Annotated in this window: 16 protein-coding genes; 11 read left to right on the forward strand and 5 right to left on the reverse strand. The window is 55.9% G+C overall.

The features are described from left to right. Window positions 1-235: 235 nt before the first annotated feature. The 8 genes from HUO07_RS09835 to HUO07_RS09870 all read left to right on the forward strand — a co-directional run bounded on the left by HUO07_RS09835 (window position 236) and on the right by HUO07_RS09870 (window position 7,867). A complete protein-coding gene (locus HUO07_RS09835; protein WP_176303406.1) occupies window positions 236-1,156 on the forward strand; it encodes a MerR family transcriptional regulator in 921 nt (306 codons plus the stop codon). A gap of 84 nt (window positions 1,157-1,240) precedes the next feature. Further along, on the forward strand, window positions 1,241-2,653 hold the full coding sequence (phrB, locus tag HUO07_RS09840; RefSeq protein WP_176303471.1) for a deoxyribodipyrimidine photo-lyase: 1,413 nt from the start codon (window positions 1,241-1,243) through the stop codon (window positions 2,651-2,653). Between the two features lie 60 nt (window positions 2,654-2,713). Next, window positions 2,714-3,145: a nuclear transport factor 2 family protein gene (locus HUO07_RS09845; protein WP_176303407.1), complete on the forward strand. Its 432-nt coding sequence runs from the start codon at window positions 2,714-2,716 to the stop codon at window positions 3,143-3,145. Window positions 3,146-3,181: 36 nt separating this feature from the next. Further along, the gene (locus HUO07_RS09850) at window positions 3,182-3,967 is read left to right on the forward strand and encodes an SDR family NAD(P)-dependent oxidoreductase (RefSeq protein WP_176303408.1); all 786 of its coding nucleotides are present in this window, start codon (window positions 3,182-3,184) and stop codon (window positions 3,965-3,967) included. After that, window positions 3,964-5,343 (forward strand): NAD(P)/FAD-dependent oxidoreductase, encoded by a 1,380-nt coding sequence (locus HUO07_RS09855; protein ID WP_176303409.1) that lies wholly within the window; start codon window positions 3,964-3,966, stop codon window positions 5,341-5,343. The genes HUO07_RS09850 and HUO07_RS09855 overlap by 4 nt, the downstream gene beginning before the upstream one ends. After that, the gene (locus tag HUO07_RS09860; RefSeq protein ID WP_176303410.1) at window positions 5,340-6,107 is read left to right on the forward strand and encodes a DUF1365 domain-containing protein; all 768 of its coding nucleotides are present in this window, start codon (window positions 5,340-5,342) and stop codon (window positions 6,105-6,107) included. The genes HUO07_RS09855 and HUO07_RS09860 overlap by 4 nt, the downstream gene beginning before the upstream one ends. After that, window positions 6,104-7,372 (forward strand): class I SAM-dependent methyltransferase, encoded by a 1,269-nt coding sequence (locus HUO07_RS09865; protein ID WP_176303411.1) that lies wholly within the window; start codon window positions 6,104-6,106, stop codon window positions 7,370-7,372. The genes HUO07_RS09860 and HUO07_RS09865 overlap by 4 nt, the downstream gene beginning before the upstream one ends. Then, complete coding sequence (locus HUO07_RS09870) at window positions 7,373-7,867, forward strand: DUF2878 domain-containing protein (RefSeq protein WP_176303412.1); 495 nt, start codon at window positions 7,373-7,375, stop codon at window positions 7,865-7,867. Here the strand turns inward: HUO07_RS09870 and HUO07_RS09875 are convergent. Continuing rightward, window positions 7,864-9,705: a putative bifunctional diguanylate cyclase/phosphodiesterase gene (locus HUO07_RS09875; protein ID WP_176303413.1), complete on the reverse strand. Its 1,842-nt coding sequence runs from the start codon at window positions 9,703-9,705 to the stop codon at window positions 7,864-7,866. The genes HUO07_RS09870 and HUO07_RS09875 overlap by 4 nt on opposite strands. A 282-nt stretch (window positions 9,706-9,987) precedes the next feature. Between HUO07_RS09875 and fabA the strand changes: the two genes are divergently transcribed. Further along, the gene (gene fabA, locus HUO07_RS09880) at window positions 9,988-10,503 is read left to right on the forward strand and encodes a 3-hydroxyacyl-[acyl-carrier-protein] dehydratase FabA (RefSeq protein WP_008959204.1); all 516 of its coding nucleotides are present in this window, start codon (window positions 9,988-9,990) and stop codon (window positions 10,501-10,503) included. 13 nt (window positions 10,504-10,516) lie between these two features. Further along, window positions 10,517-11,734 (forward strand): beta-ketoacyl-ACP synthase I, encoded by a 1,218-nt coding sequence (gene fabB, locus HUO07_RS09885; protein WP_176303414.1) that lies wholly within the window; start codon window positions 10,517-10,519, stop codon window positions 11,732-11,734. A gap of 91 nt (window positions 11,735-11,825) precedes the next feature. Here fabB and HUO07_RS09890 read toward each other — a convergent pair whose 3' ends face one another. The 4 genes from HUO07_RS09890 to HUO07_RS09905 form a co-directional block, all read right to left on the reverse strand. Then, window positions 11,826-12,566: a lysophospholipid acyltransferase family protein gene (locus tag HUO07_RS09890; RefSeq protein WP_176303415.1), complete on the reverse strand. Its 741-nt coding sequence runs from the start codon at window positions 12,564-12,566 to the stop codon at window positions 11,826-11,828. Next, complete coding sequence (locus tag HUO07_RS09895; protein ID WP_176303416.1) at window positions 12,563-13,453, reverse strand: sugar nucleotide-binding protein; 891 nt, start codon at window positions 13,451-13,453, stop codon at window positions 12,563-12,565. Before HUO07_RS09895 ends, HUO07_RS09890 begins: the two co-directional genes overlap by 4 nt. Before the next feature lie 53 nt (window positions 13,454-13,506). Continuing rightward, window positions 13,507-14,136, reverse strand: a complete 630-nt coding sequence (locus HUO07_RS09900; RefSeq protein ID WP_176303417.1) for a single-stranded DNA-binding protein — start codon at window positions 14,134-14,136, stop codon at window positions 13,507-13,509. 73 nt (window positions 14,137-14,209) lie between these two features. After that, window positions 14,210-15,589 carry an MFS transporter gene (locus tag HUO07_RS09905; protein ID WP_176303418.1) on the reverse strand — a complete coding sequence of 460 codons (1,380 nt, stop codon included), beginning with the start codon at window positions 15,587-15,589 and terminating at the stop codon, window positions 14,210-14,212. Between the two features lie 204 nt (window positions 15,590-15,793). Between HUO07_RS09905 and uvrA the strand changes: the two genes are divergently transcribed. Continuing rightward, window positions 15,794-18,640, forward strand: coding sequence for an excinuclease ABC subunit UvrA (gene uvrA / locus HUO07_RS09910; protein WP_176303419.1), 2,847 nt, complete (start codon window positions 15,794-15,796; stop codon window positions 18,638-18,640). The last annotated feature ends 27 nt before the right edge of the window (window positions 18,641-18,667 follow it).

The raw sequence follows: 18,667 nt of genomic DNA on the forward strand, positions 1-18,667 counted from the left end.
TAAAATATTATACGGGCTAAGAGGGATTCTTATAAAGGTTGTACCGAGTAGCGACAAGTTGTACAAATGAGCATACAGTAACGTACTAATGTTCAGATCTTTGATTAGGCAGTCTCTACATGGAACACGCTTCACCTTCGCCGCGGCGAATAATGTCCGGCCCTTACAGCGCGGCGCTGCAGTTAACTAGCTTGCGGTTCACTAGATTGCAGTTAACGAAGAGGTACTGGCGCACATGAGTCTTAAGGCGACCCATCCCCCCGATACGCCGCTCTATCCGATACGCGAAGTATCTCGCTTGACGGGCGTAAACTCGGTCACCCTTCGCGCTTGGGAACGACGCTACGGGCTAATTCGCCCCCAGCGCACCCCCAAAGGGCATCGCCTTTACGCTCAAGACGACATCACACGCATCGAACGCATCTTGCAGTGGCTCAATCGTGGTGTGCCGGTCAGTCAAGTCGCCGACTTGCTTGACCAGCCAGAAACAATTGAGACGCCTACCCCTGATGCTGGCGATTGGGCTAGCCAACGCCTGCAGCTGCAAGCCATCATCGAAGCGTTAGACCTGCCCAAGCTAGAGGCTTTTTATTACCAGAGCTTAGCGCTCTATCCGCTGAGTATTGCCATTAACGAGCTTTGGCAGCCGGTCGTTTTAAGCTTAGAGACGAAATGGGCCCTTCAGGCAGATCAGTTAGTACGCCGCACCTTGGAAGCATTTTTGCGCAGTCAAGTGGGTATCCGCTTGCATTATGCTAACCAGGCTACCCGGGGCCCGCTGATTTTGCTCAATGCCATGCCCGATGACCCTGGCCCACTGTGGGTGTTGATGTCGGCATTGATGGCCAGCGAGCAAGGCTACCGAGTACAGATGCTTGACCACTCGCTGCCACTTGAGGATCTCCCTCAGGCAGTCGCGCGGCTACACTCGTCGATGGTACTGCTGTCTAGCGGCCAGCGCGAAAGTGACAGCTATATTCGCCAAGCGCTGCCTAAAGCCGCCGAGACGCTTAATGTGCCCATCGGCGTGTGTGGTGAAGTGGCGCGCCTGCGCGAAGCCGACCTGCGCGATAGCCCGGTTCACATGCTAGGTGATGACCTGCCCCAGGCGATTGCTCGCTTGCGTCCTCTCTTACGCGAGTCTGGCGTACTGTAACCAGCCCGCTCTTACCCTGGCCGTTCGCCCTCTGGCGACCGGCCATTTTTTTGTGCCGCAGGAGCCCCTATGACAGAAAAGCCTATGAAACGTCAATTGGTTTGGCTGCGCAGCGACTTGCGTATTGATGACAACAGTGCCCTGGCTGCTGCAGCGGCCAAAGGGCCTGTCATCGCGGTTTTTTTGCGCAGTATTCCCCAGTGGCAAGAGCATGGCCATGGCGCCAATAAGCTGGACTTTTGGGCGCGCGGTGTCGCCGCCGTTAAGACAGCCCTTAACGGATTGAATATTCCGCTGCTGCATCGCGATATTGACCACTATAACCAAGCGCCAGACGTACTGCTTGAGATCGCTCGCGAATATGATGTTGAGCAGTTGCACTTCAATCACGAGTACGCGCTCAATGAGCGCCACCGCGACCAGGCTGTGCAAGACGCCTTCAAACAGCCCGGGATTACCGCACATGGCTACCACGATGCCATAGCGTTTGCCCCCGGCAGCCTGCTAACCGGGAAGGGCGACTACTACGGGGTATTTACACCGTTCTCCAAGGCGTGGCACAAGCAGATCACCGCTGATCAGTTGGCGCTGCGCGCGACGCCACAGGTGCAAGCGGCGCTGGATATTCAAAGCGACCCGCTGCCTGAACTTCCCAAGCTTGATAGCTCCCCTATCGATGGACAGCTGTGGCCAGCCGGTGAAAATGCCGCGGCGGATAACTTAGCGCGCTTCCTACGCTTTCGTGGCCGTCACTATAAAGACCAGCGCGATCTACCCAAGGTACGTGGTACCAGCGAACTCTCACCCTATCTGGCGCTAGGCATGATCTCCCATCGCCAATGTTTACAAGCCGTGATGAGCGAAAACGGCGGTCACTTAGCCGATGGCGATATCGGTCTTACTACTTGGGTCAACGAACTGGTCTGGCGCGAATTTTATCAGCATGTCGCGGTGGGGTTTCCCGAGGTGTGCCGCTATCAACCCTTCCAGGAACACACCAAGCAGTTGCAGTGGCGCGATGATGATGAAGGCTTTCAAGCCTGGTGCGAAGGGCGTACCGGCTACCCTATCGTCGATGCTGCCATGCGCCAGTTAGTCGCCACCGGCTGGATGCACAATCGGCTGCGCATGGTGACCGCAATGTTTTTAAGCAAGCACCTGCTGATTGACTGGCGACGCGGTGAAGCCTTTTTTATGCGCCACTTGGTCGACGGTGAATTCTGCGCCAACAACGGCGGTTGGCAATGGGCGGCCTCTACGGGTACCGATGCCGCGCCCTACTTCCGCATTTTTAATCCCACCACCCAATCCACCCGTTTTGATGCTGACGGTGAGTTTATTGCCCACTGGCTGCCTGAGCTTGCTGATCTTCCTGCGAAAGCACGCCACGCACCGCCCCAGGACCTGCTTACCGATGTGCCGTATCCCGCGCCGATCGTTGATCACAAAGCAGCACGTCAACGTGCACTGGACGCATTTAAATCACTCACTAAATAATCGCTTCTGTCCCCGTTGCCTTAAGCCATTATAGTTACAAAGTTAATCAAGGAGACCGTCATGGCTGAGCCTGCGGCGCTGGAGGCGTTTTGCGCCTTTTTCAATAAACTAGACAATACCTGTACAGAAAAGCTATACGAGGTATATACTGAAAATATAATTTTTAGTGACCCGCTGCACCATATTGAAGGTCGCGAAGCGTTAGCGCGTTATTTTTCAACCATGTATGAAAATGTCGAGCAGTGCCACTTCACTTACCACACTCGGCAGTTACAGGGGCAGCAAGCGTTCGTAACCTGGACCATGACGTTTATTCATCCCCGATTGGCAGGTGGCCAAGCTGTCAAGGTCGAAGGCTGTAGCGCACTCACCTTTGCCGCCGATGGGCGTGTTGAGCGTCATCGCGATTATTTTGATGCTGGCGCCATGCTTTACGAACATTTACCGCTGATGGGAAGCGCCATTCGCTGGTTAAAAAAACGCCTTGCCTAAGCAATAACATCACAGCGGGGCGCACGAGGAGGCTTAATGAGCACATGGGAAACGCCCCAACGTATTTGGTTAACCGGTGCCACGTCCGGCATTGGTGAAGCGCTTGCCCGTAAATTCATCGCCCAAGGCCATCAGGTGGCACTCAGTGCCCGCAACGCTGAGTCACTTGAAGCGCTGTGCCAAGGCCACCCCAATGCCCATCCGCTCCCGCTAGATGTTAGTGACCGCCAAGCCGTGCTTAACGCTGGCGAGACCATTGCCGAGCGCCTGGGGGCATTAGATTTAGCGTTATTCAATGCTGGTACTTGCGAATACCTGAACGCTCAACAGTTCGATATGGATTTAGTCGAGCGCGTTTTTAAGCCCAACTTATTTGGCACTTTGTACGGTGTCGAAGCCGCTCTGCCGCTGCTACGGGCAGCACGGCAGCAGGGTCTGCCCGCCCGGCTAGCGGCCACCTCTAGCGCGTCGGCCTATTTACCGCTACCCCGCGCAGAAGCCTATGGCGCTTCTAAAGCCGCCGTCAGCTACTTCCTGGAATCGCTGCGCTTGGATCTCGATCAGGAAGGCATTGATGTCAGCCTTATCCACCCCGGCTTTGTGAAAACGCCACTCACCGAGCGAAACGACTTCCCGATGCCCATGCAGGTCACCGCCGAGCAAGCGGCCGATGCCATTATCGCAGGCTTAGTAAAGGGTCGGCTGGATATCCATTTTCCACGCCGGTTCACCTATCTGGTCAAATTGCTGGGCATTTTGCCTCCTGCCTTGCGCCGTCAAATTGGCCTGCGCATGACTCGCGCCCAAAAGGAGTCGTCATGAGTGCCGTGGTATCAAATAGCGCTGGGGCATCTCAGCGTATTGCCATTGTCGGCAGCGGTATCAGCGGCATGGCCGCTGGCTGGTATCTTTCCGCACAGCATGAAGTCACGCTGTTCGAGGCGGATTCACGGCTGGGTGGCCATACCGCCACGATGGACGTGGGCGTAAAAGGGCAGACGTATGCGATCGACACCGGCTTTATTGTCTTTAACGACTGGACCTATCCGCACTTTCAGCGCTTGATGGCGACCCTGGGCGTTGCCTCACAAGCCACCGAGATGAGTTTCTCGGTGCATGAAACGGCAAGGGACTTTGAGTACAACGGGCACACGTTAGGATCGATGTTTGCCCAACGACGCAATTTATTTAACCCCTCTTTTTATCGCCTGCTGCGCGATATCCTACGTTTTAACAAGCAGGCCACTAAAGCGCTTGATCGCAACGAACTCCCCGAACAGATGACCCTAGGGGAATACCTGGATCGCCACCATTACAACCGCGATTTCCAGCAGCGTTACTTACTGCCCATGGGAGCCGCCATTTGGTCGGCTAGCATCAGCGATTTACGCGCCTTTCCGCTGGCGTTTTTTGTGCGTTTTTTCCGCAATCACGGCTTGCTATCGGTTAATCACCGCCCCCAGTGGTACACCCTGGTGGGCGGTTCGAAAAGCTATATCCCTAACCTAACGGCCCCCTACGCATCACGCATTCACCTCAACACACCGGTGACCAAGATTATTCGCGAACGTGCTGGAGAGCGTGCTGGCGTTACGATTACCACTCCCGCTGGCAGCCAGCACTTTGACCAAGTGGTGCTGGCCTGCCACGCCGACCAAGCCTTGGCGATACTGGGTGACGCCAGCGAGGACGAGAAAGCGGTACTCGGTGCCATGCCGTATCAGGATAACGAGGTGGTACTGCATACCGACACCTCGCTGCTGCCGCGGCGCAAACGTGCCTGGGCGAGCTGGAATTACCGCTTGGATCAGCGCGATAGCGAGGCACGGGTATCGGTCACTTACGACATGAATATTCTTCAGCGGATAGAGAGTGACACTACGTTTTGCGTGACCCTGAACGACAGCGCCAGCATTGATACCGATAAAGTACTGGGGCGTTATACCTACGCGCACCCGCAGTTCACCTTGGCTGGCCAGGCGGCACAGGCGCGCCACGCTGAGATATCGTCGACGGCGCAGCGTACGCATTTTTGCGGCGCCTATTGGCGCAACGGTTTTCACGAAGACGGGGTGTGGAGCGCCCTGCGCGTCGCCCAGGCCTTGGGCTGTGACGAAGCTGCCCTGCCTCCCGCGGAGCCGCTGGCGCTACCTGCTCATGAGCTGCTGACACCGCAAGGTGTCGAGGGACTGGGATGATTGCCGCACCGCGTTCGCGTATCTATCGTGGCACCCTGCGCCACCGCCGCTTCACGCCCAAGTCCCACGCATTCAGCTATCAGGTATGGATGGCGTGGTTGGATCTGGACGAGCTGCCCGACCTGTTCGACAAGGTGCCCGGCTTTAGCGCCCGCAGGCCTGCCCTGGCGCGTTTTCGGCGGGAGGATTACCTAGGCCCGGTGGATCGCCCGCTTAAAACCGCCGTGCGCGAAGAGCTCGTTCGTCAATTAGGCAGCGCCCCCACGGGGCGGATTTGCGTGCTTACTCAACTGCGCACGCTGGGCTGCATGTTTAACCCCATTTCCGTCTACTACGCCTATGACCATTTGGGTAGATTGGCAGCCGTATTGAGCGAAGTCACCAATATGCCTTGGCGTGAGCGTACCCGTTACGCCAGCGCGGTGGACCCTTCACGTCACAGCCACCAGGCCCGTTTCGACAAAGACCTCCACGTTTCGCCTTTCAATCCCATGGATATGACCTACCGGTGGAAATTTAACGCCCCCGGCGAAACGCTCTTTTTGCATATGGAGAACTGGCGGGAACAGCAGTGCCATTTTGATGCCACCCTGACCCTGAACGCCTCCCCCGCTACTCGTGGCGCGCTGATAAAAGCCCTGGCGCGCCAGCCATGGATGAGCCTGAAAACCGTCGCGGGCATTCATTTTGAAGCGTTACGCCTGTGGCTGAAGCGCGTCCCCGTTTATAACCACCCCAAGCAGCGCAAGGAGACTTCAAAGTGACGACCCTGCGTTCTACGCCGCCAAATATTCAACCGGTTGCCCAAGACCGTTTAACCAAGTGGCTTAAACCGCGCCTAGTGGCCCAACTGGATACCTTTCGCGGTGGTCGTATTACCCTCATTGAAGGCGACCAGTGCCACCACTTAGGTCAGGGAGGACCGCTGCAGGTAACCGTGGTAATCCGCCACTCGCGCGCCTGGAAGCGGCTGGCCTTCGGCGGTACCGTCGGTGCTGCCGAGTCTTATATGGATGCTGATTGGGACGCCGACGACCTGGTCGCCCTGGTCCGCCTGTTTGCCGCCAACCTGGAACAGGTCAATACCAAAATGGAGAACGGCAGTGCCCGCATTGCCCGTTGGTTATTGGGTGCCGCCTACCGTTTTCAGCGCAACAGCCTAAGCGGCTCTAAGCGCAACATTGCAGCCCACTACGATATTGGTAACGACCTGTTTTCGACGTTTTTGGATCGCCACCACTGGATGTACTCCAGCGCCGTTTTCCCCTACCCGGAAGCTAGTCTGGAAGAGGCCTCAACCTACAAACTGGATTTGATGCTTGAAAAGCTTGATGTCCGGCCAGAGCATCACCTGTTAGAGATTGGCACCGGCTGGGGTGGTCTGGCGATTCATGCGGCAAAAACTCGTGGTTGCCGTGTCACCACCACGACCATTTCCGATGAACAGCACGCCCATACTGCTCAGCGCATCAAAGAAGAGGGGTTGGAAGACAGAATTACCCTGCTCAAACAGGATTACCGTGAATTAACCGGCCGCTACGACCGGCTTATTTCGGTCGAGATGATCGAGGCCGTGGGGCACCAATACCTCGATACCTACCTCAACAAGCTGGATAGCCTGTTAACCGACGACGGGCAGGCCATGCTGCAAGCCATCACCATCCGCGACCAACGCTTTGAAGAGGCTAAGCGCGACATGGATTTTATCAAGCGCTACATTTTCCCCGGCGGTTTTCTACCCTCGCACCATGCCATGTTAAGCAGCGTAATGCGTAAAACGTCGCTGAACGTGGTCGCGCTGGATGAAATAGGCCCGCATTATGCCCGCACTCTGCGTGAGTGGCGCCATCGCTTTGAAGCAAGCTTGGAGCAGATACGCACGCTGGGGTACGACGAGCGTTTTATCCGTATGTGGCGCTACTATTTATGCTACTGCGAAGGCGGTTTCATCGAGCGCTCTATCGGTACCTGCCATCTGCTGTTGGCGAAACCAGCGGCGAAACCCATACCGCTCACCGGCGCGCTCTAAATGGCATCACGCAAGTGGCAGACGCTGCTGTTCAATGCCCTGCGTTTTGAAGCTGGCTGGCTGCTATGCGTAGTAGGTGGTTCAAGCGTTGCCGCGCTGGCGGGCGGAAGCTTGCTAGCCTGGCATCTATGGCGCTGCGCCCTACCTGGAGAGTGGCGGTTTATCGCGGGGTTTGCACTGCTCGGGCTGGTGATTGATGGTGGCTTGCAGCAGTTGGGAGGCTTTGATTTTAACGATCAGGCACTGGTGCTGGGGTTATTACCCCTTTGGCTATGGATGCTCTGGCCGCTGTTTGCCACGCTGGTCTATCATTCGCTGGCGTGGCTGTGGCGTTATCCGCTGCTAGCCGCGCTGTGTGGCGCTATAAGCGGCCCGCTCTCTTATTATGGCGGCGCGCTACTCGCCGAGGTGACGCTTGCCCCTTGGCTGCTGCCAGCCCAGGCGCTGATATGGGCGGTACTGTGTGTAGGCATTAGCCGTTTTTATAAGTGTTAAGAAGCGACAGAGGCAGTGGCTGGCTCAGGCAGCAAACGCATTTCCAACTCCGCGGCGGGGAGCGGTCTGGCAAAGTAGAAACCTTGTACGGACGTACACCCGGCATCCACCAAAAACTGACACTGCTCTTTGGTTTCAACGCCTTCTGCAATCACTCCTAGTCCCATGCCTTCCGCCATCGCTAAGACCGCCTTCACGATTGAGGCATCCGCCTGATCATGTGGCAATTCTTTAATGAATGCCCGGTCGAGCTTAATTTTATCTACTGGCAAGCGCTTCAAATAACCGAGTGACGAATAGCCTGTCCCAAAGTCATCGATGGCAATCGCAAAACCTTGGTCGCGCAGCGCTTGTAGGCGTGGCCCCATATCGCCAGCGCGTTCGTCAAGCAGCACTGACTCGGTCAGCTCTAAACCAATTTGCGAAGGTTTCAACTGATAGCGCTTTAGACAGGTCGTCAACTGGCTTTCTAGGTCCCCTTGAAAGAGCTGCAGTGCCGAAATATTGACCCATATCGTCATTTTTGGCATGCCGCTATTACGCCAGTGCGCCTGTTGGGCACAGGCTTTTTCGATCACCCAGGTGCCCAGCTGGCTCATTAAACCGTGCCGCTCGGCCAACGGAATAAATTCGCCAGGGGAAATCATGCCATCAGTGGGATGACGCCAGCGCAGCAGTGCCTCCATACCCACCAACTCGCCGCTAGCAGGCTCATGCTGGGTTTGATAGTGCAGCTCCAATTGGTCACCTGAAATAAGCGCGGCGCGTAAATCACTGACCAGCGCCAGTTGAGGATTGTCCTGCTTATCCAGCGCCGGACGAAAGCGCTGGCTTAAGTTACGCCCCAGCCGTTTAGCGCTGTAAAGCGCCGACTCTAAGCGCTGGAAGAGCACGCCTGAGTCGTTACCATCCTCGGGCACTCGGCAACTACCGATCGACAGTCCTAAGCGCAGCGATTGGTCGTTAATTTCAAATGGCCGACTCATATGCTCACGCAGGGTGGCAACCCACTGGTCATGATCGTCAAAAGTGGTGGTGCGGATCACCATAAACTCATCGCCGCCCAAGCGACCCACAATACTGCCCGCCACATAGCTGGTTAAACGTTGACCAAAGCGCGCCAACAAACGGTCACCCTGTTCCACCCCCAAACTATCATTGACGGATTTCAACCCATCAATATCGACCAGCGCCATATCCAAGCTCTCTCCAGCGCGCAGATGGCGCAGCCGGGAAGCCAGCAGATCGTGAAGGCGACGACGATTGGGTAGCCCTGTGAGCGGATCTTCATAGCCGATACGGCGCAAATCACGCTCGCGGGCTTTTTGTGCCGAAATATCGGTAAACAGATTAATAAAATGAGTAATGTTGCCTCGTTTGTCGGTCACGGCGCGTACTTTTAACCACTCAGGATACTCATCGCCGTGCTTACGGCGGCTCCACATTTCACCTTCCCAGCGGCCGGTACTTTTCAGCGTGCTCCAAAACGTTTGATAAAAGTTTTTATCGTGCCGTGGCGCTGCCAGCGTCTCCAGTTTCAGCCCCTGAATCTCTTGGCTCGAGTAACCGGTCACTTCGGTGAAGGCGGGATTAACCACGATGACGTGATTTTGCGCATCGGTAATCACCATGGCATCGCTGGTGAGCCCTAACGTATCTTGGGACAGACGCAGGCGTAGCCGCTGCTGACGCACTTGGTTCCAGGCATCCCATAGCCCTAACGTGACCAACGTCGCGGCAACTAGACGCAGCGTCGCATCGGGTATCCAAACACAGGCAGGGAGCGCCGTCAGCGCGACCCAAACTAACGGACGATTGAGAGAAACAGGAAGCCACATGGCAATTCGCTATACCCTATACAAATTAATCTAGATAAAAAATTTAGCGCTAGGAGCCATGTTGATCATGCCGCCTAATCAAAAACTTGGATACTCTATATTACGGCAATGCGACATTTATTGTGCATAAACGACAGCTTTTGAATAAAGTCTTCGACTATAGTGCTATCGGCCAAAATGCTAAAATCTTCAGATATAAGCGATAAATAGCCAGTTACGTGCATTCAGCGGTTTCGGGAAGTAGACTAGCCTAACAACCATTTTGATATTCGGAACGATTCAGTGACCAAGCAACACTCCTTTGATCGCGAAGAACTGCTGGCCTGCTCACGCGGCGAGCTATTCGGCCCCGGTAATGCACAGCTCCCAGCGCCTAATATGCTGATGCTTGATCGCATTAAGCACATTCATGAAGAAGGCGGAGAGCATGGCAAGGGCGAACTGATCGCCGAGCTGGATATCAGCTCTAACTTGTGGTTCTTTGACTGCCACTTCCCTGGAGACCCCGTTATGCCTGGGTGTTTAGGTCTAGATGCCATGTGGCAGCTAGTCGGCTTCTATCTGGGCTGGTTAGGCCACCCAGGGCGCGGACGTGCACTCGGCTGTGGCGAGGTCAAGTTCAGCGGGCAGATCCTGCCGGATGCACAAAAAGTGACCTATAGTATTAATATTAAGCGTATTATTACCCGACGACTCATCTTGGGTATCGCCGACGGCACAGTATCCGTCGACGGACGCGACATTTATCAGGCTAATGATCTGCGCGTTGGCCTATTCACCTCCACTGCGAATTTCTGAACAGGAGGCTCCCATGCGACGAGTGGTAGTCACCGGCCTTGGCATCGTATCGTGCCTTGGCAACGACCAACGACAGGTCCTGGACGCGCTCAAAACTGGGCGTAGCGGTATTCGTTTTAAGGAAGAGTACGCCGAGCGTGGCTTCCGTAGCCATGTGGCTGGCAGCGTCGATATCGATCTTGACGCACTCATCGACCGCAAACTGCGCCGCTTTATGGGCGATGCAGCTGCCTACGCCTATGTTTCAATGGCCCAGGCCATTGAAGATGCGGGGCTCTCTGAGGAGCAAGTCTCCAACGAGAGAACAGGGCTTATTGCTGGCTCCGGCGGTGCTTCAAGCGCCAACCAAGTTGAAGCTGCCGACATACTGCGTGAAAAAGGCCTGCGTCGCGTTGGCCCTTATCGCGTGACGCGGACAATGGGCAGCACCGTTTCCGCCTGTTTGGCGACACCCTTTAAAATCAAGGGCGTGAATTACTCCATCTCCTCTGCTTGTGCTACTTCAGCGCACTGTATTGGTAGCGCGATGGAGCAAATCCAGCTTAACAAGCAGGATGTAGTGTTTGCAGGTGGCGGTGAAGAGGAACACTGGACGCTCTCCTGCCTGTTTGATGCCATGGGCGCGCTCTCAACACACTATAACGATACCCCAGAGCAAGCCTCGCGCCCTTACGACAACGCCCGCGACGGTTTCGTGATTGCAGGCGGTGGCGGCATGCTGGTGTTGGAAGAGCTTGAGCACGCTAAAGCGCGTGGTGCCAAGATCTACGGCGAGTTAGTTGGCTACGGTGCCACCTCTGACGGCCACGATATGGTGGCTCCTTCAGGCGAAGGTGCTATGCGCTGCATGCATCAGGCAATGGCTACCGTAGAGGGTAAGATCGATTACATTAATACGCACGGTACCTCTACCCCCGTGGGCGATGTGGCCGAGCTAAAAGCAATACGTGAAGTGTTTGGTAATACGACACCCGCGATGAGCTCAACCAAATCGCTGACCGGCCACTCCCTTGGCGCTACCGGTGTACAGGAAGCGATCTATTCGCTGCTGATGATGCAACATAACTTTGTCGCTGCATCGGCGAATATCGCCAACTTGGATGAGCAGGCCGATGGCTTTGATATTGTCACCAAACGTCGAGATAACGTGACAATAGAGCGTGCCTTGTCTAATAGCTTCGGCTTTGGCGGCACTAATGCATGTTTAGTCTTCCAGCGCTTTAACGATTAACGCTGATAAGACAACAGGCATGCTGAAGACAACAATGGCGCCCAGTGGGCGCCATTGTTGCTTAATAGTCTAACTAGCTCGGTATATCGCGTCAGCTTTGACGAGTGGTAGGCCGCGGCACATCAGAAATTTCCTGTAACTGCGCTTCGATCCACACTTCCACTTCTGCGAGCACTTCATCGGGCATGCGCCCCGCCGTCTCAATAGGCTTACCGATACGCACCCGCAATACGCCTGGCCGTTTAACCCAATGACGCCCTGGCCAACGCTCACCAGCGTTGTGAGCTACCGGCAATACCGGCACCCCCGCACGACACGCCACTACGCTACCGCTTTTGTTATAGCGTTTGCGAATGCCTGGGTCTACCCGCGTTCCCTCTGGAAAAATCAGTACCGACAAGCCGGTACCAAGACGTTCTACGCCTTGCGTAAGCACTTGCTTCATCGCCCGCGCCGGTTTAGAGCGGTCCAAGCTGATCGGGCGTAGCAAACGTAATCCCCAACCGAAGATGGGCAGGCGCAGTAACTCTCGCTTCAGTACGGTACACACAGGCGGCTTCATCACCTGCAGAAACACCGTTTCCCATTCACACTGGTGGTTGGCTTGAATGACACAGGGGCCGCTGGGTAGATTTTCACGCCCTTGGATGTCATAGCGGACGCCACAGGCGATACGAAACCACACCATCAAAAAGTAGTTATACAGATTGAGTAAGCGGTAGCGGCCAGAGAGCGGAAGAAACGGCGCAATGGGTAAAAACAGAATGCCAATCATCAGCATGGCAAAAAAATAGCCAGCATAAAATACCAGGCTGCGAACCACATTTATCAAGCCGATGCTCCTGTATCGCTGACACGATTATTCTCACGGATCAAACACCACGCATCCAACATACGCCCAGCCTCTAATCGCCATGGCTTTTGATGGACACCAAAGACATCCAACACACGGCGACAATTTAAGACGCGCCGAAGCTTGGCATCATGATGGTGCTTAAGCGGCTGGACCTCACCGAGAGTAATCTGCTCACCGCGGCCTTCAAGATGGGTTAACAGCTGGGTCCGCACCATGGAGGTAAAGGTAAAGGCGCTGACCGGCTCGGTGCCAGCGAGATGATAGGCGCCCCATGCACCCGCGCCGCTGGCCTGCTGCTGTAACATACCAATCAGCGCCATGGCGACGGCATCCGCCGATGTCGGGCAAAAGATCACGTCTTCTGCAGCCCGCACTGGCTTCCCGAGTACTAAGTTACCGATGATGTCATTGAGCCACGCATGACTACCTTCCAAAGCAAACAGCGGGCCTAGACGCACAATCAAATGCCGCTGATACTCCGCCCGTATACGGTCACCGGTTTGTACCAGACGGCGCAGGCTGTCGTCTCGTGGTGCAGGCACTACATGCTCATCAATAGGGACTTCCAGGCCATCTTCGTAGAGCTGATCAGACACACACCATACCAACGCTACATTTTGAGATAGGCAAGCATCTAAGCAGCTATCGACTGCATCCGCATGAGCAGTGACATCCGCTGGCGCCATATTTAAGGGATGTGCCAACGGTGGAATAACCACTGCGTCAGGCGCAATCGCTTCAAGGCGCGACGGCGTGATGGTTGTCCCTTGCTCAATGACTAATTCTGTATCGGCGCGACGGCTTGCTTCCCGGGCCAGTGCCAAGCTTAAGCAGTGTCCGGCATCCAATATAAGCAATTTCAAGACGCTTTCCCCTTACTCACGCTCAGCTCTACACTATTGGGTGAATAGTGCACTTAAAACGGTATCTCATCGTCAAAGTCGTCGAAGTTACCCGGGTCAGGCGCACCGTAGCTGCTGTTCTGCTGGTTGGGCGGCGGTGCTTGGTTGCCCTGCTGGGGCGCTGGCTGTGCGGGGCGAGGCTGCTGTGGGCTCTGCCCGCCTGAGTAGTTTCCGCCCTGAGGAGCACCACCCTGCTGCGGATAACCGCCGCCTTGGTTATTGGGGGCCGGCGCATTTTGGGGCGCATTCTGAGGAGCGTTCTGGGGATAGCTGTTTTGCCCAGCGCCAGCGCCTTGGAAATCACCGCTGCGACCATCAAGCATCTGCATATCGTTGGCGACAATCTCTGTCGAATAGCGATCCTGACCGTTCTGATCCTGCCATTTGCGGGTTTGCAGACGCCCTTCAATATAGACTTTGGAGCCTTTTTTCAGGTACTGCTGGGCAATTTCGGCGGTTTTATTGAACATCACCACGCGGTGCCATTCGGTACGCTCCTGGCGCTGACCGCTCTGGCGATCCATCCAGGTATCAGTGGTCGCCAGGTTCAAGTTAGCCACGGCGGTGCCGCTGGGTGTGAAACGCACCTCTGGATCCTGCCCGAGGTTGCCAATCAAAATGACCTTGTTAATGCCGCGAGCCATAAGGCGCTCCTTTAATAGATGTCATGTAGAGTTTACTGCCAACCGCCGTCACGCTTTTACCGGCCGGGCTGGATTAAGATTTGGGTGGCGCCATCAGCCGAGTTAATGCTGCCTGATCAAGCTGCTGACGATTCACCTTTAAATAGACCAACCGCTCTTCCGGCACCACCATGACGTCTTCTACGCCGACCACATCGGCTAAATGTTCCATCAACAGGTCGAGCGCGTCTGCCTGAGTTTCGTGCAGCGCCACCACTTCACTGGAGAGCGGTGGTGGTGAAGGCATCCGCCACATGGCGATCCACCAGCATAGCGCAAGCCCAGCACAGCCAATAAAGACCGCGTTGAGGCCACCATAATGCGCCAGTAAACCGCCTAGTGTACCGCCTAAAAAAGCGCCTAAAAATTGACTGGTGGAATACACGCCCATGGCGGTTCCTTTCGCACCCGCCGGGGCCAGCTTACTGAGCATGGAAGGTAGCGTCGCTTCCAGCAAGTTAAAGCCCGTGAAGAACACAAACAGCCAGACAAATAGCCAATAACCTGGCGATAATGGCAACCCCAGCCCCGCTAGGCTAACCACAATAGCGCCGATCGCCCCCAGACACATCAAGCGCATGCGCTGTTGCTTCTCGGCCACAATAATCAGCGGCACCATGGCCACAAACGATAGCGCCATAATGCCAAGATATGCCAGCCCGTGATACTCAATCGCCACGCCAGCATTTAGCAAGCGAAACGGGACCGCCACAAATATCGCCATCAGCACTAGATGCAGAGCAAAAATCGATAAATCCAGCCGCCATAGATCGGGGCGGGTGATCACGCTTTTAAACTGCTGGCGATCCATGCCTACATCACGGTGACGACGCCGCCGTGGCGCGGCAGGCACCCAGCGCCACAGTACCAGCAACCCTACCAGCGTCAGCAGCGCGGTAAACCAGAACACGCCAGCCAGCCCCGCCCAGGCGGCAAGCCATGGCCCCAGCACCATGGCGATGGCAAACGACACACCAATCGAAAGCCCAATGGTGGCCATCGCGGCGGTGCGAATCTCCTCACGGGTTTGATCCGCCAGTAGTGCCATAATCGCCGCAGCCACGGCGCCGCCGCCCTGCAACGCTCGCCCGGCGATTACGCCAGCAATGCTATCGGAGAGCGCCGCGACCACGCTGCCGAGTGCAAAAATGACCAGCCCCATGGCGATCACTCGCTTGCGGCCAATGCGATCAGAGAGTAGGCCAAACGGAATTTGCAGCGTCGCCTGGGTCAACCCATAGATGCCCAGTGCGACGCCCACCAGCAGAGGCGTCGCCCCCGCCAGCGTATCGGCATAGAGCGCCAGCACGGGTAGCACCATAAATAGGCCCAGCATGCGCGATGCATAGAGCCCGGCCAAACCGCTGATCGCACGACGTTCAGAGGCCAGCAACAGTGCAGAAACCTTGCGCATAATGCCCTTGTGTGTGATGAAAAATAACTATCTGGTGGATAAGCATGTGGTGAGTAAGCGTAACAGCTTGCGATAAACCCCTATTCTAGCGGTTTGGGCGGTCGCTGGAAACGTCGCGAGTTGACGCAGGTTATTAAAGCGGTTTTGCCGGGAGGGGTCAGACAAACGTATAATCACGCTTTTGCCGCGCGATTCGAGGTGTTGATGGACAGCATTCTGGTCAGGGGTGCCCGCACCCACAACCTCAAGCAGATCGATGTGGAACTGCCCCGTAACAAGCTGATTGTGATTACCGGCCTCTCCGGCTCAGGTAAATCATCGTTGGCGTTTGACACCCTGTACGCCGAGGGGCAGCGCCGCTACGTGGAATCGCTCTCCACTTATGCGCGCCAGTTCCTATCGATGATGGAAAAGCCCGATGTAGATCACATCGAAGGGCTGTCACCTGCGATCTCCATTGAGCAGAAGTCCACCTCCCACAACCCACGCTCGACCGTGGGCACCATCACCGAAATTTACGACTATCTGCGTCTGCTGTTCGCCCGTGCAGGCACGCCCCGCTGTCCCGAGCACGGCGAAGACCTTGAAGCCCAGACGATCTCGCAGATGGTCGATCAGGTCATGAATCTCGCCGAAGGCACCAAGCTGATGCTGTTGGCACCGGTGGTCAAAGGCCGCAAAGGCGAACACCTACAGTTATTAGCAGAACTGCGTGCCCAGGGTTTCGTACGCGCACTGATCGATGGTCAGGTGCTGGAACTGGACGACATCGCACCGTTGGATAAGCGCAAAAAACACGATATCAGCGTGGTGGTTGACCGCTTTAAGGTACGCGATGATCTCGCCCAGCGCCTAGCAGAGTCGTTCGAAACGGCGCTAAACCTCGCTGACGGCACCGCCATGATTCACTTTATGGACGGTGAGCGCGACGATATTGCCTTTTCGTCGCGCTTTGCCTGCCCGGTATGTGGCTACTCGCTGGCAGAACTTGAGCCACGCATGTTCTCGTTCAACAACCCGGCGGGCGCCTGCCCCACTTGCGATGGGCTGGGCGTACAGCAGTATTTTGACCCGGACAAGCTGATTAGCCATCCGGAGCTTTCGCTTGCCGAAGGCGTCATCAAAGGCTGGGATCGGCGCAATATTTACTACTTTACCCAACTCCAGGCGCTGGCCAAGCACTACCGCTTTGAGCTGGAAACGCCCTGGCAAGAGCTTGCCCGCCACGAGCGAGAGGTTATCTTAAACGGCAGCGGCGACGAGCAGATTCCGTTTGTCTACGTGGGCGACCGCGGCCGTAAAGTGACCCGCGAACATGCCTTTGAGGGCGTGCTGCCTAATATGCAGCGCCGCTATCGGGAAACCGAATCCAACATGGTGCGCGATGACCTGGTCAAATACATCGCGGTACAGCCCTGCGCCACCTGTAATGGCTCGCGGCTGCGCAAAGAGTCGCGCCATGTTTATGTGGATGATCACAACATCGCCGACATCGTCCGCTTCCCAATTGGCGAAGCGTGGCGCTACTTTGCCGATCTAACACTACCCGGCCGTAAAGGCGAAATTGCCGATAAAATCGTTCATGAAATTCACGCCCGACTAGAGTTTCTGGTCAATGTGGGGCTGGATTACCTCAACCTGGAGCGCAGCGCCGACACGCTTTCTGGCGGCGAGGCCCAGCGTATTCGCCTGGCCAGCCAGATAGGCGCAGGCCTGGTCGGGGTCATGTACATTCTTGATGAGCCGTCGATTGGCTTGCACCAGCGCGATAATGACCGGCTGTTGAAAACCCTTGAGCGGCTGCGCGATTTGGGCAATACCGTGATTGTGGTAGAGCACGATGAAGATGCTATTCGTGCCGCCGACCACGTACTGGATATCGGCCCCGGTGCAGGCGTGCATGGCGGTGAAATCGTCGCTCAGGGCACGCCTCAAAACATAATGGATAATGCCAACTCGCTGACCGGTCAGTATCTTTCCGGCACGCGAGAAATCGCCGTACCGCCTTATCGCATTCCCGGCAATCCAGAAAAGCAATTAGTGCTACGCGGCGCCACCGGCAATAACCTGCAGGACGTGACGCTAACGTTGCCGCTGGGGCTGTTTATCGCCATTACCGGCGTTTCCGGCTCGGGTAAATCGACGTTGATTAACGGCACGCTAATGCCGATTGCGGCTCGCGAATTAAACCGCGCGACAACGCTGACCGCCGCGCCTTATGAAAAAATTGAAGGGCTCGATCAGCTCGATAAAGTGATCGATATTGATCAGAGTCCCATTGGGCGAACGCCGCGCTCCAACCCGGCTACCTATACCGGTATTTTCACGCCGATTCGCGAGTTGTTTGCGGGCACCCAGGAAGCTCGGTCGCGAGGCTACAAGCCAGGCCGTTTCAGCTTTAACGTGAAGGGCGGTCGCTGTGAGGCGTGCCAGGGCGAAGGCATGATCAAAGTGGAGATGCACTTTCTGCCGGATATCTATGTGCCCTGCGACGTCTGTAAGGGCAAGCGCTATAACCGTGAAACGCTGGATATTCACTACAAAGGCAAAACGATCCACGAAGTGCTGACCATGACCGTGGAAGATGCACTGGAATTCTTTAGCCCGGTGCCCGCTATTGCCCGTCGCTTGCAAACCTTGCTCGACGTGGGGCTTTCCTACATCCGCCTGGGGCAAAGCGCTACCACCTTGTCGGGTGGCGAAGCGCAGCGGGTCAAACTCGCCCGTGAGTTAGCCAAGCGCGATACCGGCAAAACGCTGTATATTCTCGATGAGCCAACCACCGGCCTGCATTTTGAAGATATTCGCCAATTGCTGACGGTGCTCCACCGCCTGCGTGATCATGGCAATACTATCGTAGTGATTGAGCACAATCTGGATGTGATCAAAACGGCCGATTGGATTGTTGATCTCGGCCCCGAAGGCGGCTCAGGTGGCGGGCAGATTATCGCTGAAGGCACGCCGGAGCAGCTCGCAAAACAGAAAGTCTCGCATACCGGGCATTTCTTGGCACCATTGCTAGCGCGCGGTAAACGAGCAACCAAGCGCTAACCTTTAGGTCTTTTTTCGGAGATGGGC

Origin of the sequence: Vreelandella maris (assembly GCF_013371085.1) — a bacterium.
Taxonomy (GTDB): Bacteria; Pseudomonadota; Gammaproteobacteria; order Pseudomonadales; family Halomonadaceae; genus Vreelandella; species Vreelandella maris.

Excerpts from the sequence above, each read along its gene's own strand:
- HUO07_RS09855 (WP_176303409.1), top strand. The coding sequence starts at position 3,964 with ATGAGTGCCGTGGTATCAAATAGCGCTGGGGCATCTCAGCGTATTGCC.
- uvrA (WP_176303419.1), top strand. The coding sequence starts at position 15,794 with ATGGACAGCATTCTGGTCAGGGGTGCCCGCACCCACAACCTCAAGCAG.
- HUO07_RS09870 (WP_176303412.1), top strand. The coding sequence starts at position 7,373 with ATGGCATCACGCAAGTGGCAGACGCTGCTGTTCAATGCCCTGCGTTTT.
- HUO07_RS09905 (WP_176303418.1), bottom strand. The coding sequence starts at position 15,589 with ATGCGCAAGGTTTCTGCACTGTTGCTGGCCTCTGAACGTCGTGCGATC.
- HUO07_RS09900 (WP_176303417.1), bottom strand. The coding sequence starts at position 14,136 with ATGGCTCGCGGCATTAACAAGGTCATTTTGATTGGCAACCTCGGGCAG.
- fabB (WP_176303414.1), top strand. The coding sequence starts at position 10,517 with ATGCGACGAGTGGTAGTCACCGGCCTTGGCATCGTATCGTGCCTTGGC.
- HUO07_RS09860 (WP_176303410.1), top strand. The coding sequence starts at position 5,340 with ATGATTGCCGCACCGCGTTCGCGTATCTATCGTGGCACCCTGCGCCAC.
- HUO07_RS09845 (WP_176303407.1), top strand. The coding sequence starts at position 2,714 with ATGGCTGAGCCTGCGGCGCTGGAGGCGTTTTGCGCCTTTTTCAATAAA.
- HUO07_RS09835 (WP_176303406.1), top strand. The coding sequence starts at position 236 with ATGAGTCTTAAGGCGACCCATCCCCCCGATACGCCGCTCTATCCGATA.
- HUO07_RS09875 (WP_176303413.1), bottom strand. The coding sequence starts at position 9,705 with ATGTGGCTTCCTGTTTCTCTCAATCGTCCGTTAGTTTGGGTCGCGCTG.
- HUO07_RS09850 (WP_176303408.1), top strand. The coding sequence starts at position 3,182 with ATGAGCACATGGGAAACGCCCCAACGTATTTGGTTAACCGGTGCCACG.
- phrB (WP_176303471.1), top strand. The coding sequence starts at position 1,241 with ATGAAACGTCAATTGGTTTGGCTGCGCAGCGACTTGCGTATTGATGAC.